Origin of the sequence: Frigoribacterium sp. ACAM 257 (assembly GCF_007954365.1) — a bacterium.
Lineage (GTDB): Bacteria > Actinomycetota > Actinomycetes > Actinomycetales > Microbacteriaceae > Frigoribacterium.
Genome location: NZ_VOLO01000009.1, coordinates 1 through 23007 on the forward strand (window position 1 = coordinate 1; position 23007 = coordinate 23007).

At 73.4% G+C, this 23007-nt stretch carries 21 protein-coding genes and 1 pseudogene; 9 read left to right on the top strand and 13 right to left on the bottom strand.

Annotation, left to right across the window (positions count from 1 at the left end):
* Nucleotides 1–134 (top strand): annotated as a pseudogene (locus ES689_RS15145) (xylose isomerase); the annotation flags it as partial.
* 192 nt (nt 135–326) lie between these two features.
* Here ES689_RS15145 and ES689_RS15150 read toward each other — a convergent pair.
* Nucleotides 327–1274, bottom strand: coding sequence for a transposase (locus ES689_RS15150; RefSeq protein ID WP_146906359.1), 948 nt, complete (start codon nt 1272–1274; stop codon nt 327–329).
* A gap of 83 nt (nt 1275–1357) precedes the next feature.
* On the opposite strand from ES689_RS15150, the gene ES689_RS15155 reads away from it, so the two are divergent.
* From ES689_RS15155 to ES689_RS15165, 3 genes are read left to right on the top strand one after another with little or no spacing between them, the layout of a single operon-like run.
* Complete coding sequence (locus ES689_RS15155) at nt 1358–2017, top strand: TetR/AcrR family transcriptional regulator (RefSeq protein WP_223269645.1); 660 nt, start codon at nt 1358–1360, stop codon at nt 2015–2017.
* Complete coding sequence (locus ES689_RS15160; protein WP_146906361.1) at nt 2014–2820, top strand: hypothetical protein; 807 nt, start codon at nt 2014–2016, stop codon at nt 2818–2820. The genes ES689_RS15155 and ES689_RS15160 overlap by 4 nt, the downstream gene beginning before the upstream one ends.
* Before the next feature lie 2 nt (nt 2821–2822).
* Nucleotides 2823–4910: a YhgE/Pip domain-containing protein gene (locus ES689_RS15165; protein ID WP_146906363.1), complete on the top strand. Its 2088-nt coding sequence runs from the start codon at nt 2823–2825 to the stop codon at nt 4908–4910.
* 189 nt (nt 4911–5099) lie between these two features.
* On the opposite strand, the gene ES689_RS15170 is transcribed toward ES689_RS15165, so the two are convergent.
* Nucleotides 5100–5525, bottom strand: a complete 426-nt coding sequence (locus tag ES689_RS15170) for a DUF3151 domain-containing protein (RefSeq protein WP_146906365.1) — start codon at nt 5523–5525, stop codon at nt 5100–5102.
* Nucleotides 5526–5729: 204 nt separating this feature from the next.
* Between ES689_RS15170 and ES689_RS15175 the strand changes: the two genes are divergently transcribed.
* On the top strand, nt 5730–6899 hold the full coding sequence (locus ES689_RS15175; RefSeq protein WP_146906367.1) for a glycosyltransferase: 1170 nt from the start codon (nt 5730–5732) through the stop codon (nt 6897–6899).
* Nucleotides 6896–7531: a low molecular weight phosphatase family protein gene (locus tag ES689_RS15740; protein ID WP_191330513.1), complete on the top strand. Its 636-nt coding sequence runs from the start codon at nt 6896–6898 to the stop codon at nt 7529–7531. The genes ES689_RS15175 and ES689_RS15740 overlap by 4 nt, the downstream gene beginning before the upstream one ends.
* 7 nt (nt 7532–7538) lie before the next feature.
* Here the strand turns inward: ES689_RS15740 and ES689_RS15185 are convergent, their stop codons facing one another.
* A complete protein-coding gene (locus ES689_RS15185; protein WP_146906369.1) occupies nt 7539–8183 on the bottom strand; it encodes an RNA methyltransferase in 645 nt (214 codons plus the stop codon).
* A gap of 80 nt (nt 8184–8263) precedes the next feature.
* Between ES689_RS15185 and ES689_RS15190 the strand changes: the two genes are divergently transcribed.
* Entirely contained in the window at nt 8264–9076 is an 813-nt protein-coding gene (locus ES689_RS15190) for an HAD-IIA family hydrolase (RefSeq protein ID WP_146906371.1), read from the top strand.
* Nucleotides 9077–9224: 148 nt separating this feature from the next.
* Here ES689_RS15190 and ES689_RS16070 read toward each other — a convergent pair whose 3' ends face one another.
* Together ES689_RS16070 and pyrE are read right to left on the bottom strand one after the other, a co-directional pair.
* Nucleotides 9225–11804 (bottom strand): septum formation family protein, encoded by a 2580-nt coding sequence (locus tag ES689_RS16070; protein WP_146906373.1) that lies wholly within the window; start codon nt 11802–11804, stop codon nt 9225–9227.
* Nucleotides 11801–12352: an orotate phosphoribosyltransferase gene (pyrE, locus tag ES689_RS15200; protein ID WP_146906375.1), complete on the bottom strand. Its 552-nt coding sequence runs from the start codon at nt 12350–12352 to the stop codon at nt 11801–11803. The genes ES689_RS16070 and pyrE overlap by 4 nt, the downstream gene beginning before the upstream one ends.
* A gap of 68 nt (nt 12353–12420) precedes the next feature.
* On the opposite strand from pyrE, the gene ES689_RS15205 reads away from it, so the two are divergent.
* Nucleotides 12421–13257 (top strand): exodeoxyribonuclease III, encoded by an 837-nt coding sequence (locus tag ES689_RS15205; RefSeq protein ID WP_146906377.1) that lies wholly within the window; start codon nt 12421–12423, stop codon nt 13255–13257.
* Between the two features lie 33 nt (nt 13258–13290).
* Here ES689_RS15205 and ES689_RS15210 read toward each other — a convergent pair whose 3' ends face one another.
* Together ES689_RS15210 and ES689_RS15215 are read right to left on the bottom strand one after the other, a co-directional pair.
* On the bottom strand, nt 13291–14211 hold the full coding sequence (locus ES689_RS15210) for an AEC family transporter (RefSeq protein ID WP_146906379.1): 921 nt from the start codon (nt 14209–14211) through the stop codon (nt 13291–13293).
* A 40-nt stretch (nt 14212–14251) separates the two neighbouring features.
* A complete protein-coding gene (locus ES689_RS15215) occupies nt 14252–14728 on the bottom strand; it encodes a hypothetical protein (protein WP_146906382.1) in 477 nt (158 codons plus the stop codon).
* A gap of 161 nt (nt 14729–14889) precedes the next feature.
* Between ES689_RS15215 and ES689_RS15220 the strand changes: the two genes are divergently transcribed.
* Nucleotides 14890–15936 carry a low specificity L-threonine aldolase gene (locus ES689_RS15220; protein ID WP_146906384.1) on the top strand — a complete coding sequence of 349 codons (1047 nt, stop codon included), beginning with the start codon at nt 14890–14892 and terminating at the stop codon, nt 15934–15936.
* A 17-nt stretch (nt 15937–15953) separates the two neighbouring features.
* On the opposite strand, the gene ES689_RS15225 is transcribed toward ES689_RS15220, so the two are convergent.
* The 6 genes from ES689_RS15225 to ES689_RS15250 form a co-directional block, all read right to left on the bottom strand.
* Complete coding sequence (locus tag ES689_RS15225; protein ID WP_146906386.1) at nt 15954–16580, bottom strand: phosphoribosylanthranilate isomerase; 627 nt, start codon at nt 16578–16580, stop codon at nt 15954–15956.
* A gap of 55 nt (nt 16581–16635) precedes the next feature.
* Entirely contained in the window at nt 16636–17586 is a 951-nt protein-coding gene (locus ES689_RS15230; protein WP_191330515.1) for an NAD(P)-dependent oxidoreductase, read from the bottom strand.
* A gap of 71 nt (nt 17587–17657) precedes the next feature.
* Nucleotides 17658–18923 carry a nucleotide sugar dehydrogenase gene (locus ES689_RS15235; protein ID WP_146906391.1) on the bottom strand — a complete coding sequence of 422 codons (1266 nt, stop codon included), beginning with the start codon at nt 18921–18923 and terminating at the stop codon, nt 17658–17660.
* Between the two features lie 79 nt (nt 18924–19002).
* Entirely contained in the window at nt 19003–20127 is a 1125-nt protein-coding gene (locus ES689_RS15240; protein ID WP_146906393.1) for a DegT/DnrJ/EryC1/StrS aminotransferase family protein, read from the bottom strand.
* Nucleotides 20128–20303: 176 nt separating this feature from the next.
* Nucleotides 20304–21644 (bottom strand): lipopolysaccharide biosynthesis protein, encoded by a 1341-nt coding sequence (locus tag ES689_RS15245; protein WP_146906396.1) that lies wholly within the window; start codon nt 21642–21644, stop codon nt 20304–20306.
* A complete protein-coding gene (locus ES689_RS15250; protein ID WP_146906398.1) occupies nt 21641–22972 on the bottom strand; it encodes a nucleotide sugar dehydrogenase in 1332 nt (443 codons plus the stop codon). Before ES689_RS15250 ends, ES689_RS15245 begins: the two co-directional genes overlap by 4 nt.
* Nucleotides 22973–23007 lie beyond the last annotated feature (35 nt).

Genomic DNA, 23007 nt, shown 5'->3' on the forward strand with positions numbered 1-23007 from the left:
GCTACGAGCAGCTGCTCGCCGACCGCGCCTCGTACGAGGACTACGACGCGGGGCAGCACTTCGGCGGCCACGGGTACGGGTTCGTCCGCCTGCAGCAGCTCGCGCTCGAGCACCTGATGGGCGCAAGAAACTAGGGGCAGACGCGCCAGCGTCTGCGTTTCTTGCGCCGACGCGCTCTGGCGCGTCGGGGGAACTAGCTGGCGCTCAGCCGTCTCGCACCCCGGTGTGGACGATGCACCCCGTCGTTACGGGGTGCATCGTCCACACCGGGGTTTTTCGCTGCGCAGGCGGCGGCAGCAGCGGCAGCGGCGGCAGGTCAGGTCAGGTCAGTCGAGAGCGGCTCGGGCGCGGTCGGCGGCCTGGCGCGCGGCGGCCGCGTCGGCGGCGGCCCGGCGGTGCTCGCGGGTGAGGAACTTCTCGCGGTCGTCGAGCTCGGCGCTGCGATGCTCGGCGGCGGCGAACTCGTCCCGGAGGCGGCGGAGCTGATCGAGGACGTCGTCACGGTCGTGAGCCAGCCGGGTCGCGCGCTCGTCGACCTCGGCGAGCGCCGCCTCCGCGTCGTCGGCCTCGCGCTCGGCGTCCGCGGCCGCCTGCTCGGCGGCGCGTCGGGCGGCCTCGGCAGCGGACTTCCGGTCGAGCGCCGCGGAGCGCCGGCCAGGGCCCGATCCTGCTTCGCCGCCGCCGCCGCCGTCGCCGTCGCCGTCGCCGTCGCGCGACGAACCGCCCACCGCCGGCGCCGCGCGGAGCCTCGCAGGGGCGACGCCCTCGGGGGCAGGGCCGGCGACGGCATCCGTGAGGTCCGCCTCCTCGAGGCCGTCGGCCGCGAGCGCCCGCACGAGGCGACCGCTGCGCACGGCAGCCGCCGCAGTCGCGTCGGCCACGACGGCGCGGAGCGTCTGGTCGACCTCGGCGAGCGCCGCGACGGAGAGCGGATGTCCGGCATCGGAGGCGAGGAGGCGGGCGCGGGAGACGAGACCGGCCAGCGCCTCCTTCCGCTCGCGGGTCAGGGCGGAGATCGCCGCGCGGTCGCCGCCGGACTGCGCGGTGCGGAACCGGTCGCCGAGGGACGCCAGGGCCTCGAGCTCGTCGGGGGCGTCGCGGGCGAGGAGGTCCACGGCCCAGGCGGACGCGGAGGCGCGGCGCAGCGCGCGCACGGAGGTCGCCAGTGCGGCGTCGCCGGCGGACTTCGCCTCGGCGGCCTGGGCCTCGCGGGCGGCGGTGAACTGCTGCTGCGGCAGGGCGTAGAGCTGCTGCGCCGCCTCCTCGAGGGTCATCGCCCGACCCTACCGGCGCCTCCCCGACCTCTCCCACCCTCACGATCTTGCACACCAGTGTGCAAGATCGTATGATCGGGGACGTGCACTCCCCGTCTTCCCCCTCCTCCCCCACCCGGGCGCCGCGCCGCGACGCCGCCGCCAACCGCGAGGCCCTGATGTCGGCCGCGGTGCGCCTCCTCAACCTCGACCCTGCCGTGCCGCTCGAGGCGATCGCCGCCGAGGCGGGGCTGTCGCGGCGCAGCGTCTACGGGCACTTCGCGACGCGGGACGACCTGGTGCGCGAGGTGACCCTGCGCGGGGCCGCCCGCATCGGCGCCGCTGCCGTGCCGGCTCCGTCCGATGACCCGGTCGTGCAGCTCGCCGAGCTGGGCGCACGACTCTGGGCCGAGGTCGAGCACGTCCGCGTGATGGCGCAGCTCACCGTGCGTGGCCCGCTGATGCGCGACGTGGGCACGGCGCTCGCGCCGCTGCGCGCCTTCTTGCTCGAGACCGTCCGTCGGGGCGTCGCCGAGTGCCGGATGCGAGACGACGTCGACGTCGTGACGCTGGCCCACCTCGTCGAGGGCTCGGCGCTCGCCGTGCTCGACGAGGCGACCGTGCGCGACCTCGACCGCGCCGAGGGGCACCGCCTCGTGATGCTCGCCGTGCTCGGCATGGTCGGGCTCGGCTGGCAGGAGGCCGGCGAGCTGATCCGGAGCACCCCGGCCCTCGCCCTGCGCACCCCGGAGGACCGCTCGTGAGGCTCGAGCTCGACCACGTCGCCGTCGGGACCGGGCCCGGCGCCCCGCTGCCCGAGCTGACCGTCGTCGCCGACCGCTTCGTGCCCGGGTTCGTCGCCGTCGAGACGGTCGACGCTCCCGTGCTCGCCTCGCTCGTCGCGGTCGGGCGCATGGCGCCGTCGAGCGGGCACGTGACGCTCGACGGGAGCGACGACGCGGGCGCGATCCGCGCCTCCTTCGCCCTGGTCGACACCCCGTCGGTCGCCGAGCCGTTCGGCTCGCTGACCGTCGCCCAGGTGGCCCGCGAGGAGCTGGCCCTCGCCGGCCTCCGCAGCGACCGCGCCTCGACCGCGCTGCTGCTCGACGAGATCGGGCTCGCGGAGCACCGCGGCACCCGGCTGCAGGCGCTGCCGACCGAGCTGCGCGTGCGCCTGCTCTGCGAGCTCGCCGTGCTGCGCGAGGGCGTTCAGGGCCTCGTGCTCACTTCGCCCGAGCGGCACGGCGGCGACGTCGTGGCCTGGCTCGCCGTCGTGCACGACCTCGTCGCCCGCGGCGTGACCGTGCTGACGATCACCGGGTACGCGGCGCTGGCCGCCGTCGAGGCGCTGCCCGTGCCCGACTTCGCCGCGCGCGGCGAGCACGCCACGGGAGGCGCTGACGCCGACGCCGACGCTGCCGACGCGGACAGCGCCGACGCTGACGACGCGACCGGTCCCGACGACCCGGACACCAGCTCCCTCGAGGCCCCCGACACCGACACCGACGACACCACCGACATCCCACCCGACGACAGCGCGGTCGCCCCGACACGAGAGGACCGCTGACCGTGAAGATCATCGCCATCGTCCGAGCCGAGCTGCAGCGGCTGACCTCGACCGGGCTCGCGCGCCTCGCGCTCGTCGCCCTCATGACGGTGCCGCTGCTGTACGGCGGCCTCTACCTCTGGGCCAACCAGGACCCGTACGCGAAGCTCGACCAGGTGCCCGCGGCCCTCGTCAACGAGGACCAGGGCTCCGTCGTCGACGGCACCGCGACGAACTACGGCGACCAGGTGACCGACGAGGTCGTCGACGGCGGCGACTTCGACTGGCAGACGGTCTCGTCGTCCGAGGCCGCTGCCGGGCTGCGGGACGGCACCTACGACTTCACCTTCACGATCCCCCGGGACTTCAGCGCCGACTTGACCTCGGCCAGCTCGGACGACCCGCAGCGCGCGCAGATCGTCCTCGCGACGAACGACACGAACAGCTACCTGGCGACGACGATCGCGGGGCAGGCCGGCAAGACGATCCGCGCGTCGGTGGCCGAGAAGGTCGGCAAGGAGGCGGCGTCCACCTTGCTCGTCGGCCTCGCCGACATCCGGACGAACCTCGGCAGCGCGGTCGACGGGGCATCGCAGCTCGTCAGCGGTGCGGACTCCGCCGTGTCGGGCGCCGACCAGCTGGTGACCGGGGCGGCCGACGCGTCGTCGGGAGCGGACCAGCTCTCGACGGGCGCGACCTCCGCGGCGACCGGAGCGCGCTCGCTCGCGACCGGGACCTCCCAGCTGAGCACGGGCGCGTCGACCCTGTCGACAGGCCTCGACCAGCTGCGCGACCAGACCGCGGGCCTGCCCGCCAGCACGCAGCAGCTCGCCGACGGCGCGGCGCAGGTCGCCGACGGCAACCGGCAGCTCGCCGCCGCGGTCGGCGACGCCGCGACGGCCAGCCAGGCGGCGGCCGACGCGGCCCCCGAGACGCAGGCGGCGATCGGGCAGCAGCTCGTCGCCCTCTTCGTCTCGCAGGGCCAGACGCAGGAGGAGGCGGTCGCCTCAGCGACCGAGGTCGCCTCGTACTTCGCCCCCGTCACCGACGGCCTGGCCGACGCGAACACGCAGGTGCAGCAGCTGAACGGCCAGGTCGGGGCGCTCTCGACCGGCGCCGACCAGGTCTCCTCCGGCGCGGCGGCGCTCGCCTCGGCGACCCCGGCCCTGACGAGCGGCATCTCCGACGCCGCTGCGGGAGCCGACACGCTGGCGACGGGAGCGCAGAGCGCTGCCTCGGGCGCCTCCTCGTTGTCGTCGGGCCTCGGCACGCTCGAGACGGGGGCGGCTTCGCTGTCGACCGGGCTCGGCACGCTGAGCACCGGCACGGTCAGCCTGCGCGACGGGCTCGTGACCCTCGACGACGGCGCCGTGCAGCTGCAGGACGGCCTGCAGAGCGGCCTCGGCGAGATCCCCGCGAGCACCGAGCAGAGCCGCGACGACCAGGCCTCGGCGATCAGCGACCCCGTCGGCGTCGCGGACCAGCCGCTCACGAGCGCCGGGACCTACGGCGCAGGGCTCGCCCCGTTCTTCATCAGCCTCGCGGCGTGGATCGGCATCTACGCGCTGTTCCTGATCGTGAAGCCCGTGTCGAAGCGCGCCATCACCGCCGTGAAGGCGCCCGCACGGGTCGTCGCGGCCGGCTGGCTGACGCCCGCGCTGCTCGGCGTGCTGCAGATGGTCGCCCTGTTCGCGATCGTGCGCGGGGCGCTCGGCTTCGAGGTGGTGCACACCTGGGGGATGCTCGGCCTGATGGGGCTCGCGAGCGTCACCTTCGCGGCGATCATCATGATGCTGAACGTGCTGCTCGGCAGCGTCGGGCAGTTCCTCGGGCTGGTGCTCATGGTCGTGCAGCTGGTCACCGCGGGCGGGACGTTCCCGTGGCAGACGCTGCCCGGACCGCTCGCCGCGCTGCACTTCGTCCTGCCGATGAGCTACGCGACCGACGGGCTGCGCCAGCTGATGTACGGCGGCAGCACCGCGACGGCGTGGACGGACGCGGGCGTGCTCGCGCTGTGGATGCTCGGCGCGCTGCTCGTGTCGCTGCTCGCGACGGCGCGGATGACGCGGCAGCGGACGCTGCGCGACCTGCGGCCCTCGCTGATCGGCTGACCTGCGGGCCCTGGGTTCGTCTCCTCGTTCAGGAACGTGGGCCCTGAGCCCGCACCGTGCAGGACCGAGGGTCCTGCACGGTGCACGGATCAGGAGGCGCGGGCGGCCCGGTCCTGGATCGTGAGGTCGAAGGAGGTGCGGGCGACCTGGCCCCGGACCGTGAGAACGCAGGAGGCGCGACGCGCGTCGTCAGCGTCGGGCCGCCTCCTCGGCCTCGATCGCCGGAGCGGCCGCGGGGTCGGCGTCGGCCAGGAACGTGCCGAGCCGCTCGACCTCGGCCGTCTCGCCGATCGCTGCCGCTCCACGGCGCAGGGCGAAGAGCGATCGCAGGACGCCGCGGTTCGGCTCGTGCGACCACGGGACCGGGCCCCTTCCGCGCCAGCCGGCCCCGCGGAGCGCGTCGAGGCCGCGGTGGTAGCCGACCCGCGCGTAGGCGTAGGCCTCGAGGTCGGCGCCCCGGCCAGCCGCCTCGTCGCTGAGCAGCGCCCAGGCGAGCGACGACGTCGGGTGGGCGACGACGACCTCGGCGAGCGACAGCGTCTCGAGGTCGGCCGTGACGGCGGGGTCGGCGGGCAGCAGGGTCTCGGGCACGCCGAGGAGGTTCGTGGAGGACATGGCCCCATCCTCTCGCGTCGCGGCGTCGGGATTCAGGAAGTCGCCCGTCTCGGATCCTCGACCGTGCACGGATCAGGAGCGCGCCTCCTGCGCAGTACGAGCTCAGGACCCACGTTCCTGAATGAGGAGGGGGCTGCGCGAGGAGGGGCGCGCGGGGCTGCGGTACCGTGGTGCGCTGCGCGCCCCCTCTCGGAACGGACGTCCATGTCGCCTCGCCCCCGCCCCTCCACCGGTGCCCCTGACGGCGGCGCCCCCGACGGTCGCCGGCCCTCCGTGGCCGTGATCGGCACGCGGGGCTACCCGAGCTACTACGGCGGGTTCGAGACCGCCGTGCGCCGCATCGCGCCGGCCCTCGTCGACGCCGGCTGGGACGTCACGGTCTACGGCAGGCACGGCGCCGTCCGCGAGGACGACCCGACCCGCGACGCGCGCGTGCGGACGCGGACGACCCGCGGCGTCGAGAGCCGTTCGCTCAGCACCCTCAGCTACGGGCTGACCGCCGTGCTCGACGCGGTCGTCCGCCGCCCCGACGCGGTGCTGATGATGAACGTCGCGAACGGCTTCTGGCTGCCGCTGCTCCGCCTCCGCGGCGTGCCCGTGATCATCAACGTCGACGGCATCGAGTGGGAGCGCGCCAAGTGGGGCAGGGCGGCCAAGACGGTCTTCAAGCTCGGAGCCCGCGCCTCCGCGCGCTTCGCCGACGCGCTGGTCTGCGACGCCGTCGAGATCGTCCGCCGCTGGCGGGACGAGTTCGGCGTCGAGGGCACGTTCATCCCCTACGGCGGCGACCCGGTGCGCGAGCTGCCGGTCGAGCCCGGGCTGACGCACGGCGGCTACGCCCTGGTCGTGGCCCGGTTCGTGCCCGAGAACTCGATCGTCGAGTTCGTCGAGGCCGCACGGCGCATCGCCGTCGACCACGACGTGGTGATCGTGGGGTCGACCGGCTACGGCGGCGAGCTCGACGACCTCGTCCGCGACCTCGCGGTCGAGCACGACCGGGTCCGCTGGCTCGGCCACGTCAGCGACGACGACCGCTTGTTCGCCCTCTGGCAGCACGCGGGCGCGTACTTCCACGGGCACAGCGTCGGCGGCACCAACCCCGCCCTCGTACAGGCCATGTTCACGGGCGCTCCGGTGGTCGCCCGCGACACGGTCTACAACCGCGAGGTGCTCGCCGACGCGGGAGTCTTCGTGCCGCCGGAGCCGGCGGCCATCGCGGAGGCGGTCGTCGCGCTGCTGGACGACCCGGCAGAGCAGCAGAGGCTGCGCGAGGCCGCGGCCGCGCGAGCCGAGGCCGCCTACACCTGGCAGTCGGTCTGCGACGCCTACGAGGAGGCCCTGCGCCGGTCGCTGCCCTCTCGCGGAGGGCGGTGAGGAGCCTGGCCCCGACCCTGCCTGCCTCCGCCGACGCCCGACCGGGAGCGATCGAGATCGTCACCGTCTGCACGGGCAACATCTGTCGCTCGCCCTTCGCCGAGATCCTGTTGCGGGATCGGCTCGCCGACCTCCCGGTCGCCGTCTCCAGCGCCGGCACCCGGGCCGTCGTCGGGGCCGGCCTCCCGACGCCGATGGCCCTCGCCGTGACGGCCCGGGGGCTCGACCCGACGCACGCCGCGCGCCAGCTGGACGACGAGGTGCTCCGGTCGCCCGACCTCGTGCTCGGTCTCGCCCGGGAGCACCGCTCCGCGGCGGCAGCCCTCGCGCCACGGAGCGGTCGCAGGGCGACGACCCTGCTCGAGTTCGCGCGTGTCGTCGAGCAGAGCGGCTCCGACCTGGCGGCCGAGGCGAGGGCCGCCGCCGCCGATCCGGAAGGCCGACTGCGCACCGCGATCGGCTTCGTCCTCGCCGAGCGCGGCTCCGTCCGCCGGCCCCGCTCCCCCGCCGACGACGACGTCGCCGACCCCTACGGGCGCGACGACAAGGCGTACGCGTCGGCGGTCGCCCAGATCGCCGACGCCGTCGAGACGCTCGCCGACTACCTGCTCCGGGCGGCCGGCCGGCCGTGAGCCCGCGTCAGAAGCGGTGCTGACGGATCCACTCGTGCATGACGATCGCCCCTGCGGCCGACGCGTTGATGCTGCGGGTCGATCCGAACTGCGAGATCTCGACCACCACGTCGGCTGCCTCCAGCGACTCCGGGCTGAGACCCGGACCCTCCTGACCGAACAGGAGCACGCACCGTTCCGGCAGCGCGAGCGTCTCGAGCGGCACGGACCCGTCGACGTTGTCGACGGCGACCACGGGGAGGCGCTGGTCGCGAGCCCACGCCACGAACGTCGCGACGTCGGGGTGGTGCACCACGTGCTGGTACCGGTCGGTGACCATGGCGCCCCGCTTGTTCCACCGCCTCCTGCCGATGATGTGCACGGTGTCGGCGGCGAACGCGTTGGCGCTGCGCACGATCGACCCGATGTTCATGTCGTGCTGCCAGTTCTCGATGGCGACGTGGAACGGGTTCCGCTGCTGGTCGAGGTCCGCGACGACGGCCTCGAGCGTCCAGTAGCGATAGCGGTCGACGACGTTCCGCCTGTCGCCGTCTCGCAGCAGCTCACGGTCCCAGAGCTCGCCCTCCGGCCAGGCGCCCTCGCCGCCCGGCCACGGCCCGACCCCGTGGGCGGGCGGCTCGGCGGCGGTCTCGGGGCGGTCGTCGTGGTGCACGACCGCCAGCGTAGGGCGAGGTCCCCTGCCCGGCCGACCCGCACCTCCGGATGTCAACGGACGCTCAGTATGCTGCCCGCATGGGAACTCGCGACGAGGTCGAATGCTGGCTGACGGACATGGACGGCGTGCTGGTGCACGAGAACCAGGCCCTGCCCGGCGCCGCGGCGCTGATCCGGCAGTGGCAGGACGAGGGCACCCCGTACCTCGTGCTCACGAACAACTCGATCTTCACGCCGCGTGACCTGAGCGCCCGGCTCCGTGCCTCGGGCCTCCACGTGCCCGAGGAGCGCATCTGGACGAGCGCCCTCGCCACCGCCGACTTCTGTCGTTCACAGATGCCCGGCGGCTCGGCGTTCGTCATCGGCGAGGCCGGCATGACGACCGCTCTGCACGAGGCCGGCTTCATCATGACCGAGACCGATCCCGACTACGTGGTCGTCGGCGAGACCCGCAACTACTCGTTCGACGCGATCACGAAGGCCGTCCGGCTGATCCTCGCCGGCGCCCGGTTCATCGTCACGAACCCCGACACGACCGGCCCGAGCGCCGACGGCCCGATGCCCGCGACCGGGGCGATCGCCGCCATGATCACGGCCGCGACGAACAAGTCCCCCTACGTCGTCGGCAAGCCGAACCCGATGATGTTCCGCTCGGCGATGAACAGGATCGGCGCCCACAGCGAGAACACGGCGATGATCGGCGACCGCATGGACACCGACGTCGTCGCCGGCATCGAGGCAGGGCTGCACACGATCCTCGTCATGACCGGCATCAGCGACCAGGCCGAGATCGACCGCTACCCGTTCCGCCCGAACGAGGTGCTGAGCGGCGTGCACGAGCTGGTCCGCGCCGAGCCGCTCGAGACCGACGTGGTGCCGAGCGAGGCCTAGCGCCGCGCACGCGCCCGCACATGCCGACCGATCGGACCGATCAGCCTCCGCGGTGAGCAGATATCCCGCTCGTGCGGGCCCTGCGGTCGGCATGTGCGGGGCAGCAAGGACGCAGGAGGCGCGGGTCAGCTCAGCCGGGGCGGGCGGGTCAGGCGGCGGTCGGCGCGACGCTGGTCGTCATCGGCTCGCCGCCCGCACGGTCGACGAAGCACCAGTACGAACGGACCCCGGCGGCCCACTCCGCGTCGGTCGACGGCCAGCTGGCGCTGAACTGCGCGTCCGGGTACGTGGAGGCCGCGGGGAGATCGAGGGCGCCAGCCCCGGTGCACAGCACCGACATCTGCGACTGCAGTGCGTCGCTGCCCGGGTACGCCGCGGCCGGGTCGGCGTCGAGCGCCCCGATCGACGCGAGCTGGGCGACGTGCGGCTGGCCGCAGTCGACGACCTCGTAGTCCTGCTGCCACGCGTTCTCGAAGGCGGAGAAGCACTCGCCGCCCTGCAGGTCGTTCCACGGGTGCGTGCCCGCCGAGAGCGGGCCGGCCACCGCCTCCTGGGCGATCTCCACAGGCGCAGCGGTGACCGTGCGGGTCACCGTCGCCGCCGCCGCCGGAGCCTCGGTGGGCTGGGGCGTCCCTGCGAAGAGCGACCTGCTGAGCGAGAACAAGACGACGAGCGCGACGACGATCACGAGTGCCGCCGCGACGCCGAGCAGCACCTTGCGGCCTCGGGACCACGACGCTATGCCGCCGCCGGACCCCGTCGCGGACGACGCCGATCCGAGGTCCGACGCCGCAGACGGCCTGGTCGCCGCAGACGCCTGCCCACGGGGCACGGCAAGCGGAGCAGCCGAGGAGGCGGCGGTCGGGATCGCGGCCGGCCCTCCCCCGACGCTCAGCCCGGGCAGCTCGCCCTCCGTGTGCGACACGGAGCGAGGCCGCTCGGCGACGGGCTCCGCCGCACCGGCACCCGCCGGTCCGACCCCTGCCAGGCCGACGCCGGCCAGGGGCAGAGCGGCCGTGGCGGCATCGGGCGCGTCCTCCTCGGCCTCGACCTGGAGCGCGGCGAAGGGATCGTCGAGGTCGACCGGCTGGACCAGCTCCTCGCCCGGCGCGACGGCCTCGACCTCGGCCGCCCCGGTGGCAGCGGCTGCCGACTCCCCGGCAGCCAGGTCGTCGCTCAGCGCCCAGGACCCGCCTGCGGGCAGCGGCCCGGGATCGACGAGGTCGCTGCGACCGGCGTCCGCCGCGGGATCGCCGGGGGTGTCCTCGACGCTCTCAGGCGACCCCGACGCCGGGCGCACGATGCCCAGCAGCTCGGTGAAGGTGGGTTCCTGCCGAGGTGCCGCCGGCGCGGGCGCGACCGGCGCGCCGATCGACGGTCCCGCAGGAGGTGCGGCGGAGGTCCCTGCACCGTCTGACGCGTCGACATCGTCGTCTCCCGCAGCCGCGGCACCCGTCTCCGGCGCGACCGCCGGCGGCACGACGACCCCGGCAGCCTCCGCCTCGCGGCGCTCCCGACGGGTCATCTCGTGGTGCTCGGCGATCCACCACGGCTCCGGCGACGTCGCCTGGGCCGCAGGCTCGGGCTCCGGCTCCGGCTCCGGCTCCGGCTCGACCTCTCGCTCCGGTTCCACCTCTGGCTCCGACTCTGGCCGGACCTCGGCCTCGACCTCTTGCTCGGCCTCGACCGGCGCGGACGCGTCGGCATCGGCCTCCACCGCGGCAGGCGGGAGGTCGAACGCGCGCGTCTGCGCGTCGTCCGCGGCGGCGACGGGCGCTTCCTCGACGTCGTCAGCGGCATCAGCGGCCGCGCCCTGGTCAGAGACGACGCCCTCGCCGCGGGTCGCCCCCTCGTCGGCGAGCGCTCCCTCGTCCGAGGCCTCGCCCTCGTCCCCGGCCGTCTCCTCCGCCGAGGTCTCGTCCTCGTCGGCGACCGCGACCGGGGTGCTCCAGTCGAAGGAGGACGGGAAGACGGGCTCCGGAGCGACGGGAGGTGAGATCAGCGCCGTGAAGGGCCCGGGCTCGTCCGGGTGCCGTGGCTCGACGCCGTCGCCGACGTCGTCGCCCTCTGCTGCGGCTGGGACTGCGTCCTCGTCCTCGTGCTCCTGCGTGTCGGCGATCCGGCCCTCGGCCTCGACCGGCACGGCGACGCGGGGCGCGGTGGCCGGACGCGGCGCGACCGCCAGGGGGACCTCGTAGCGAGGAGGCCCGACGGGCTCAGCACCGGGTCCGAGGTCGGGCTCAGCCGCGCCCTCGCCCTCGCCCTCGGGCCCGTCCTGCTGGTCCCCGGCCTCAGCAACAGGCGACGTCGGCTCGGCCGACGGCGGCGGCACCGCCCCGGCGAGCGCCGAGAGGTCGAGTGCCATCGGGTGGCCCGAGCTCTTGACGACCTCGGACTCCGCGGTGGGTGCCGGCGGCACGGTGAACGGCGGCGAGCCCGCCGTCTCGGGCGTGATCGGGGCGGCGGCCGTCAGGGTCTCGGGATGCTCGGCCTCGTCCGGGTCCGCGGCGACGTGGCCCGCAGCCGCGGCGGCCTGTTCGGCGTCGGCGTCGTCGGCGTCGGCGTCGGCGTCGGCGTCGGCGTCGGCGTCGGCGTCGGCATGTTCGTCCTCGTCGAACTGGGCGGCGAGCCAGTCGCCCGCGTCGAGGCCCGTCGTGTCGTCGGCGGGCTCTCGCCCCGCCTCCGAGTCGTCGTCGACCGGCCCGCGACCGTCGCGCGCGTCGTTCACGGCTGCAGCCCCAGGTCGCCCAGTCCGATGGCGGCGTAGTAGGGGTACCCGGCAGCCTCGATGACCTCGCGGGCGCCGGTGCTGCGGTCGACGACGACCGCGACGGCCGCGATCTGCGCGCCCACCGCCTCCAGCGCCTTCGCGGCGGCCAGAGGCGACCCGCCGGTCGTGGAGGTGTCCTCGAGCACGACGACGCGCTTGCCCTCGAGCTCGGGGCCTTCGACCTGCTTGCCGCGACCGTGGTCCTTCGGCTCCTTGCGGACGACGAAGGCGTCGTAGTCGCGGCCCATGGCCACGCCCTGGTGCAGCACGGCGGAGGCGATCGGGTCGGCGCCCATCGTCAGGCCGCCGACGGCGAAGACGTCGGGAACCTCGGCGATCAGGTCGACCATGACCTGCCCGATCAGGGGCGCGACGCGGTGGTCGAGGCTGACCTTGCGGAGGTCGATGTAGTAGCTCGCCTTCTTGCCGCTCGTGAGCGTGAAGTCGCCGTGGAAGACGGCCTCGGAGCGGATGTAGTCGATGAGCTGCGTTCGTGCGTCGGTCACGGTGACCCATGGTAGGGCAGGACTCTCCGCCCAGGCCGGGTCCGCCTCCTGCCGGTAGCGTGGTGGGCATGCGCGTCGCGACCTGGAACGTCAACTCCGTCCGTGCCCGAGTCGGGCGAGTGGTCGACTGGCTGGTGCGGGAGGACGTCGACGTCGTCGGCCTGCAGGAGATCAAGTGCAAGCCCGAGCAGTTCCCGTTCGAGGCGTTCCGCGAGGCCGGCTACGAGGTCGAGCTGCACGGCCTGAGCCAATGGAACGGCGTCGCCTTCGCGAGCCGTCTGCCGATGGACGACGTGACGATCACGTTCCCGACCCAGCCGGGCTTCGCCAAGGGGCAGGAGGGGCCCGACCAGCCCAAGGAGGCGCGGGCGATCGGCGTCACGGTCGAGGGCGTCCGCCTGTGGTCGCTCTACGTGCCGAACGGCCGCGAGCTCGGCGACCCCCACTACGACTACAAGCTCGACTGGCTCGCCGCCCTCGCCGCCGAGACGGAGGCCTGGATCGCCGCGAGCCCTGACCAGCCGCTCGCGCTGATGGGCGACTGGAACGTCGCGCCGCTCGACACCGACGTGTGGGACGTCTCGGTCTTCGAGGGACACACCCACGTCAGCCAGCCCGAGCGCGACGCCTTCGCCGAGTTCGAGCGGGTCGGGCTGACCGACGTCGTCCGCCCGCGCCTGCCCGAGGGCTACACCTACTGGGACTACAAGCAGCTGCGGTTCCCGAAGAACGAGGGCATGCGGATCGACTTCGTCATGGGGTCGAAGCCGTTCGCCGACCTCGTCACCGGCGCCTCGATCCACCGCGACGAGCGCAAGGGCGACGCCCCGAGCGACCACGTCCCCGTGGTGGTCGACCTCGAGCTCGACACGGAGCTCGACGACGACCGTCCGATGATCTTCTGACCGGCACCACCGGGCGAGACCAGGAGGAGCCTCCTACCTGAGCAGCGCCGCCACCAGCACCAGCAGGGGCACCGACCCGATCGTCGTCACGAGCACGGTGTCGCGGGCGACGGCGACCCCGGTCTGGTAGCGCTGCGCGTAGTTGAAGACGTTCTGGGCGCTCGGCAGGCCTGCCAGGACGACCGCGACGAACAGCTGGTCGTGCCCGAGGTCGAAGACGAAGGCGCCGAGCAACCAGGCGACGACCGGCATGACGACGAGCTTGAGCGCGGTCGCGATCGCGATGTCGGCCCGGCCCTCGCGCGACTGCAGCGGCTTCGAGCCCGAGAGCGACATGCCGAACGAGATCAGCACGACCGGCACGGCGGCGCCGCCGACGAGCAGCAGCGGCTGCATCACCGGGTCGGGCACCTCGATCTCGAGCACGGCGACGAGCACCCCGAGCGCCGAGCCGATCAGCAGGGGGTTGAGCAGCGGGCGCACGATCGCGCGCCCGAGGCTGCTGCCGCGGTTCGTCACGGTGTCCATCACGGAGAGCACGATCGGGGTGAGCACGAGCAGCTGGTAGAGCAGCACCGGGGCGACGAAGGTGGCGCTGCCGAGCACGTAGGTCGCGACCGGCAGCCCGATGTTGTTCGCGTTGACGTAGGCGCCGCCCATCGTGCCCATCGTCGTCTCCGCAGCCGACCGACGGAGCACGAACCGCAGCAGCACCACCGAGACCACGGCGGCGGCGAGGGAGGCGAGGGCCGAGACCACGAGGAGGTCCGAGAAGAGCACGTGCACGTCGGCACGCGAGATGGTGGAGAAGAGCAGGCAGGGCGTCAGCACGAAGAAGACGAGCCGGGACAGGACCTGGTGACCGGTCGGGCCGAGCAGGTCGATGCGCCCCACCAGCCAGCCGGCGGCGATGATCACCCCGATGATCCCGAACCCGATCAGTACTCCGCCCATGAACCCATCCTGGTGCAGGCGGCCGACGGCGGGCGACGCGTCAGCCGAGACGGGACATGAGATGGCGCGCGGTCTCTGCGCCCTCTTCGCCCGTGGACCACGTCACGTCGTCGCCCTCGAGGCCGACGACGTCGAAGTGGCGGCCGACCTCGAGGCCCGACCGCTCGGCGAGGTCGGCCGCCAGGCGGCGCCCCTCCAGCTCGATGCACGCGACGCTCTGGACGAGGACGAGGGCGCCGTGCCGCAGGGCAGGGGCGAGCCGGGCCGCGGCGTCGCGCAGATCCACGTCGGCCGAGGCCGCGTCGCAGACGGTCACGAGGGCGACGTCGAACCCGTCGAGCTCGGCCACGCAGGCCGCCGTCACGGCGTCGGCTGCTGCGGTGCCGCCGTCGCCGGCTGCTCGCGGCTCGACGACGACGACCACCTCGGCGCCGAGGGCGGCCGCACGATCGCCCGTCGCGCGGAGCGTCGACGACGAGCCGGTGAGGACCAGCTTGGGGGCGTGCAGGAAGAACATGGCGGACCTCTCGGGTGAGGCAGGCTCGGAGCGCTGCCGTGGCTTGGCGACTGTGCTCACTGTTACACTACGTCTACAACATCAATATCACAAGTACTTCTTGCGACAACCGCACGATCCGGGTCGGACAGGGGCCCGCGGATGCACGGCAAGATGGAGTCGTGACGCGCCTCCACGACCCCTCCGCCCACACGTTCGCCTCCGACAACTACGCCGGCGCCCACCCAGAGGTGCTGCAGGCGATGACGGACGCGAACGGCGGCCACGTCGCCTCGTACGGCGCCGACCCCTACACGCGCCGTCTCGGCGAGGTGGTCGCCGAGGTCTTCGGCGAGGGCGCCTCCCTCGACCCGGTCCTCACCGGCACCGGGGCCAACGTGGCGGCCCTGCAGGCGCTCGTCCCCCGCTGGGGTGCCGTCGTCTGCGCGACCACCGCGCACGTCTACACCGACGAGGGCGGCGCCCCCGAGCGCCTCGGCGGCATCAAGCTGCTCACCGTCCCGACGCCCGACGGCAAGCTGACGCCAGAGCTGATCGACCGCCAGGCCTACGGCTGGGGCGATCAGCAACGCCCCCAGCCGCTCGCGGTGACCATCACGCAGAGCACCGAGCTCGGCACCGTCTACACGCCCGACGAGCTCCGCGCGATCACCGACCGCTCACACGCGCACGGGATGACCGTGCACCTCGACGGCGCCCGCCTGGCCAACGCGGCCGCCTCGCTCGGGGTGCCGCTGCGGGCCCTCACGCGGGACGCGGGCATCGACTCGCTCTCGCTCGGCGGCACGAAGAACGGACTCGTGCTGGGCGAATCGGTCGTGACGTTCAGCGAGGAGGCGCGGGCCGGCCTGGTGTTCCTGCGCAAGATGGACGCGCAGCTGGCCTCGAAGATGCGCTTCACGTCGGCGCAGTTCCTCGCGATGTTCGAGGACGACCTGTGGCTGCGGTCGGCGACCAGGGCCAACGAGATGGCTACGCGCCTCGCCGCGGCACTGGCGGAGCTGCCGGGCGTCACGATCACGCAGCAGGTCGAGGCCAACGCGGTGTTCGTCGTCCTGCCGGTCGAGGTCGTCGAGCCGCTCCGTGCCGTGCACCACTTCTACGACTGGGACAGGACGACCGGCGAGGTGCGGCTGATGTGCTCCTTCGACACCACGGCGGAGCACGTCGACAGTCTCGTCGCCGATCTGCGGGCCCTGCTCGGCTGAGCTGCGGCGCCCGGACGTCAGGGAGTGCGGGCCGCCGCGACGAAGTCGGCGATCAGCCGTCGGTCCTTGACGCCGCGCGACGACTCGACGCCCGAGCTGACGTCGACCCCGACAGCACCGGCAGGCCGCGACGTCCCGAGCAGCTCGGCCACGTTGTCGGGCGTCAGCCCGCCCGCGAGCAGCCACGGGCGCGACGGCGGCGCGGCGAGCAGCGGCGCCGCGTCGAACACGGCCCCGGCACCGGGGTCGACCGCGTCGAGGAGCAGGGCGTCCTCGTGGAACGCAGCCCGCTCCTCCTCGGTCTCGACGGCGTAGCGCGACGCGCTGACGGCGCGGATCACCCGGAACCCCGCAGCCCGGACGAGCACGACGTCGGCGGGGGTCTCGTCTCCGTGCAGCTGGACGGTCGAGACGCCGGAGGAGCGCGCCAGCTCGAGCACCGCCTCGACGCCCTGCCCCCGGAACACGCCGACCGTCTCGACGCCCTCGGGCACCCGGGCGACCAGCGCGCGTGCCGTCGCGGCGTCGACGGTGCGCGGACTGCCGGGCGCGAACACGAACCCGACCGCATCGGCGCCCGCCGCCACGGCCGCGTCGACCGTCTCGGCCGTGGACAGGCCGCAGATCTTCACCCAGGTGCTCATGTCGTCCAGTGTGCCGTGAGCACCGACCGGCCGTGTCGACATCGCGTCCGAGCCCTCAGGAGCGGACGGAGGCCTCGGCGGCGGCATCGATGCAGTGACCGATCCCCTGCAACACGCCGACGCGGGGCTGGTAGCCGAGCACACGACGCGCACGGCCGCAGCTGGCGACCCGGTTCTCGACCTCGATCTCACGCGGCCGGCCGAGGTCGGCCGGCTCGGTCGAGACGATCGAGCTCGCCGACCCGGCGAGGTCGACGACCGCGCTCGCGAGAGCCCCGATGGTCCAGGTCTCGTGACCCGAGATGTTGAACAGCCGCTCGTCGCCGTCGTGTGCCGCGGCACGCAGGAGACCCTCGACGAAGTCGTCGACGTAGGTGAAGGTGCGCAGCTGGTCGCCCGAGTCGACGACCGTGAGGTCGTCTCCGGAGAGGGCCTGCTCGACGAACCTCGTGACGACGAAGTCGGTGCGCTGCCCAGGCCCGTAGACGTTGAAGGGCCGCACGACGATCCCGTCGAGCCGGCCCGCCGCCGTCCTGGCCGACACGAGTTCCTCGGCGTCTCGCTTGGCCTGCCCGTAGGCGGAGAGCGGAGCGAGCGGCGACTTCTCGACGAGGGGGAAGGCGGTCGACTGACCGTAGACCTCGGAGGACGACACGTAGACGAACCGCACGCCCGACAAGCTCTCGACCAGGTCGACGAACTGGGTCGTCATGCCGAGGATCGCCCGGCGCGTCGCCGCCGGGTCGCTGGCGGCGGCCACGACGCCGACGACCGAGGCCAGGTGGACGACCATGTCGGGCCGGACCTCGGCGAGCTCGGCGGCGGTCAGGTTCGCGGCGTCGCCGAGCCGATGCTCGTAGCCGGGGCCCTCGTAGCCCTGCCGGATGTCGATCCCGACGACCGTCGCGCCAGCCTGCAGGAGGCGCGGAACGAGCGCGGAACCGATGAACCCGGCGGCCCCGGTGACGAGGATGCGGCGGCCGGCGTAGGAGGAGAGATCGTTCACGTTCGTGCTTTCTGGTCGGGAGGAAGGGGAAGAGACGGGGGATGCCGAACGCGGGCGGCGAGGTGCGGTGCTCACAGCACCACGCGCGAGCCCTCGTCGACGACGTTGCGGGTGTCGAGCACGAGGCGGCCGCACAGGGCCGACAGGTCGACGTCGCTGTGCATCGTCAGGACGACGGCCACGTCGGCCTCGGCCGCCGTCGCGTCGTCGAGCTCGGCGCGGGCCACGCCGGCCGGCCAGTCGCGGTCGGAGACGTGCGGGTCGACCGCGGTGACGACGGCCCCGCGAGCCGCGAGGATGCGGGCGACGCGGACGGCGGGTGCCTCGCGGACGTCGCCGCTGTCGGCCTTGTAGGCGAGGCCCACGAGCAGCACCCGTGCCCCGCGGACGGCCTTCGACTCGTCGTTGAGGAGGGCCTCGAGGCGTCGGACGACGTACTCGGGCATGCCCTCGTTGACCTCGTTCGCCAGGTCGACGAACCGCAGGGAGCGCCCCAGCTTGCGCCGCACCTCCCACGAGAGGTAGCTCGGATCGACGGGGAGGCAGTGACCGCCGACCCCCGGACCGGGCAGGAACTTCATGAAGCCGAACGGCTTCGTGCCGGCGGCCTCGAGGGCCTGCCAGATGTTGATGCCGAGGTCGTGGGCGGCGAGGGCCAGCTCGTTCACCAGCGCGATGTTCACGTGTCGGAAGGTGTTCTCGATCAGCTTCGCGAGCTCGGCCTCGCGGGTGCCGGCGACGGGCACCGTGACGTCGACGAGGGCGTCGTAGAGCTTCGTCACCTCGGCGAGCGAGGCGTCGTCGATCCCCGAGACGATCTTCGGCGTCGTCCGGAACGTCCAGTCGGGATTGCCCGGGTCGATGCGCTCAGGCGAGAAGCCGACGTGGAAGTCGCAGCCGGCGGACAGGCCGCTGACGGTCTCGAGGATGGGCACCAGCACCTCGACGGTGGTGCCGGGCGAGGTCGTCGACTCGAGGACCACGGTCGCGCCTGGACGCAGCACGGCACCGAGAGTGCGTGCCGCCGACTCGATGTAGCTGAGGTCGGGCAGGGTCTCGCGCAGCGGCGTCGGGACGCTGATGATGGCGTAGTCGAACCCGTCGATCCCGTCGAGCGTCGAGCACGGGGCGTACCGGCCGGTGGCGAGGGCGTCGGCGACCTGGCTGTCAGCGACGTCCTCGACGAACGAGATGCCGGACGACAGGGCGTCGACGCGACCGAGGTCGGTGTCGACGCCGGTCACGGCGAAGCCGGCCTCGACGGCACGCATGGCGAGGGGAAGGCCCACGTAGCCCTGACCGAGCACGATCAGGCGAGGACGAGAGGTGGAGGACATGGCGACCTTTCGAGGTGTGCGCTGGGTGAGGGCGCCGGGGAGGAAGGGAGCGGGGAGGTTGGGGCGGGACGGGAGAGCGTCAGGCGCTCGTGAGCGCCGGACGGAGGACGGTGAGCACGCGTTCGATCTCGCCGTCGGACAACGCGGACCCGCTGGGGAGGGTGAGCCCGTGGTCGAAGAGACGTTCACCGGCGCCCGTGGCGAGTCGGCCTGCGTCGGAGAAGACCGGCTGGAGGTGCATGGGCTTCCAGAGGCGACGCGTCTCGATGTCGGCCGCCGCGAGCGCTCGCCCGACCGGGGCCGCCTTCTCAGCGTCGTCGAAGACGATCGACGTGAGCCACGCGTTGTCGTCAGCGTCGATGCCGTCGTGGAGGACACGCACGCCCTCGACGCCGCGGACGAGTGCGCGGTACTCGTCGCGAACGGCGCGGCGGCGGGCGATCATCTCGTCCAGGCGAGTGAGCTGTGCACGGCCGAGGGCCGCGAGCACGTTGCTGAGGCGGTAGTTGTACCCGATCTCGGCGTGCTCGTAGTGGGCGAAGGGGAGCTTGGCCTGGCTCGCCACCCGGCGGGCGTCGTCAGCCAGCTCGAGGTCGTCGGTCAGCAGCATGCCACCGCCCGACGTCGTCATGATCTTGTTGCCGTTGAACGAGACGGCCGAGGCCCGGCCGAACGACCCCGCAGCCCGGCCGCCGAGCGAGGCCCCCAGCGACTCGGCGCTGTCGCACAGCACGGGGACCTCGTACCGGTCGGCGATGCCCTGGATGCGCTCGAGATCGGCGACCTGTCCGTAGATGTCGACCGGCAGCACGGCCGAGACGCGACGGCCCGCAGCGTGGAGCCCGCTCATCGCCTCGTCGAGCAGGTCCGGGCACATGTTGCCGGTCTGCGGATCGGAGTCCACGAAGAAGGGCCGAGCGCCCGCGTGCACGACGGCGTTGGCGGTGGCCGCGAACGTGAAGGTCGACGTGACCACCGTCGTGCCGGGGCAGACGCCGAGCCCTCTGAGGCCCAGGTGCAGCGCAGCTGTCCCCGACGAGAGTGCCACGCCGTGGGCGACGCCCACGCGGTCGGCGATGTCGCGCTCGAACGCATCGACCTCGGGCCCCAGGGGAGCCACCCACCCTGAGCGCAGGGCGGCGTCGACGGCATCGCGTTCGAGCTGGCCCACATCGGGGGCCGAGAGGTTGATGCGGGTGGTCATGAGGCTCCTTGTGGTCGACGCACTTCGTATATTACACACGATGTAGATATCAGTAAATATCAAAAGGGAAGAATCTCTGACCTGTGGTCTTCCGTCGCGACCGGGACACCGGGCGAGGACGAGCCGACATCGAGTGGAGACGTCCACGCCGGCCCTCCGCGTCTCGCTCCCCGCGCTCAGCGGCTCCCTCGGTCGGCCGTCGCCCCGTCCGCGTCCCGCACGGCCCTCAGGACGAGGAGCAGCAGCGCGCCGTAGCTGACGACGGAGGCCGCCGACCAGGCGATCACCGACGTGGTCAGACCCGCCCCGGTGAGACCCGAGGCCACGATCGCGCCCGAGGTCACCACGAGGCGGCCGACGTCCCACCCGAGCTGCGCCCCTTGTCGTTCGAGCAGCGGCAGGAGGCGCGACAGAGGCGACGCGACCACCTGCGCCGCGAACGCGGGCGCCATCACGATCGTCATGGTCGACGCTCCCGACCAGGCCCGGCCGAACACGGCCGGGAAGACGACAGGGGCGGCGATCACGCAGACCACGAGTCCGATCCCGGCGAGTGCCCCCAGGGGAAGCAGGATGCGCCTCACCGAGGCGCCTGCCGTCGCCTCGTGACGCCTGACGACGGCGCCGGTCTGCCCGTCGATCTGCAGCCCGACGGCGTCCGCCACCATCCCGACCGGAGCGCCGAGCACCCTCATCGTGAGAGCCAGGGCCCCGATCGCCGGCGAGCCGTGCAGGGCAGAGAGCAGGAGGAGGGGAGCTTGCTGGCCGAGGACGTTGAGCAGGCTGGACCACGTGCTGACGAGGGGGAAGCGCCGGTACCGGAACGCCACGGCCTTCACGAGGCGTCCGGAGGCCAGGCGGCGGGGCCGGCTCGTGTCGCCGTGGCGGCGGGCCGCTCGAGTTCGGCCCGCCGTGCCGACCAGCGCCGCGGCTCGCCCGGCGGCCAGGCCCAGGACCAGGCCCGTCGGCCCGCCGAGCGGCGCGAGCACCACGTTGCAGGTCACCTGCCCCGCCCCCTGGAGCACGTTGCGCCAGCCCAGGGCGGTGTACCGCCGGCTCCGGGCGAGGCTGCTCGTCACCACCCTCTGGAGGGCGACGACCAGCACGGTCACCGGGCAGACCCACCAGGCGTCGACGAGCAACGACGTGTCCGTCACGCTCGCCCAGAGATGCCGGCCGGTCCAGGCGACGACCGCCGCGACGGAGCTGACGGCCACGACGCTCACGACGGCGAGCAGCACGACGGCTCGTGCGGCGCCCTCCGCCCGAGGGACCACGATCGCGCGGTCCCAGCCGAGAGGCGCGACGGCGCCGACGATGGTGGAGAGGGCGGTCACGACGGCGAGGGCCCCCAGATCGGCTGGACCGTAGAGACGCGTGATGAGAGGCGAGGCTGCGAGCACCAGGAACTGCCCGACGAGGCTGCCGGCCAGCACCCTCGCCGTGGGGCGCGCGACGGCGTGGCGCAGCCGCCCCCCCACGCCGACCCGCGACCGGGACGGGTCGGCGGCGGTCACGCCGACGCGGCGACGGCCTGACCGAGCCTCGCTGTCACGGTGCCGTCACCGATGGTGGCGACGAAGGCCGACGGCCAGGCGGCCGCATCGACCACACGACGACCGTCGACGACCGATCGCACTCCGGGGACGTCGCCGTCGTACCAGTCCTGGTACTCGGCGTGGTCGGCCTGCACCACGACGGCGTCGGCGGGCTCACCACGGTGGTAGGCCTCGAAGCCCAGCGACGCGATCTCGTCGTCGCTGTAGAGCGGGTCGTGGACCATCACCCGCGCGCCGAGCTCCGCCACGGCCGCGACGGTGTCGAAGACGCCCGAGAAGGCGGTCTCCTTCACCCCTCCACGGTAGGCGGCACCGAGCACGACGACGGTCTGGCCGTCGAGGCGTCCGTGCACCCGACGCAGCAGGTCGGCCGCGTGCCCGGGCATGGCCGCGTTGCGCGCGCGAGCTGCACGGACCGTCTCGGCGTCGGGGTCGTTCCAGAGGTAGAGGCGCGGGTAGACCGGGATGCAGTGGCCGCCGACCGCGATGCCCGGTTGGTGGATGTGGCTGAAGGGCTGCGAGTTGCACGCCTCGATCACCCCGGCGACGTCGACGCCCACGGTCTCGGCGTAGCGCGCGAACTCGTTCGCGAGCCCGATGTTGACGTCACGGTAGGTCGTCTCCGCCAGCTTGGCCATCTCAGCGGCCTCGGCGGATCCGAGGTCCCAGACGCCGTTCGGCCGCACCAGGTCGGGACGCTCGTCGAACTGCAGCACCGACTCGTAGAACTCGACGGCACGCCGGGCCCCCTCAGCCGACAGCCCGCCCACGAGCTTGGGATAGCGACGCAGGTCGGCGAACACGCGGCCCGTCAGGACGCGCTCGGGCGAGAACGCCACGTGGAAGTCGACGCCCTCGCGCAGGCCGCTTCCCGCCTCGAGACGAGGTGCCCACCGTGAGCGAGTCGTGCCCACGGGCAACGTGGTCTCGTAGGCGACGAGCGTGCCGGGTGTCAGCACCGACGCGAGCGACTCCGTCGCCGCGTCCATCCAGCCGAAGTCCGGCTGTGCCTCGTCGTCGACGAAGAGGGGCACGACGACCACGGCGACGTCGCTGCCGGGGACGGCGTCGGCGTAGTCGGTCGTGGCGCGGAGGGATCCGGAGGCGACCACCTCGGCGAGGCGGCGGGCGAGATCGTGCTCGCCGGGGAACGGCTCGAGGCCGGTGGCGACCTGCTCGACGACGCGGGGCGACACGTCGACGCCGACGACGGTGTGGCCGGAGGAGGCGTACTGGACGGCGAGGGGAAGGCCGATCTTGCCGAGTCCGATGACGGTGATGTTCATGGGTTCCTGCTCTGTCTGGGTGGGGTCGGCCGGGG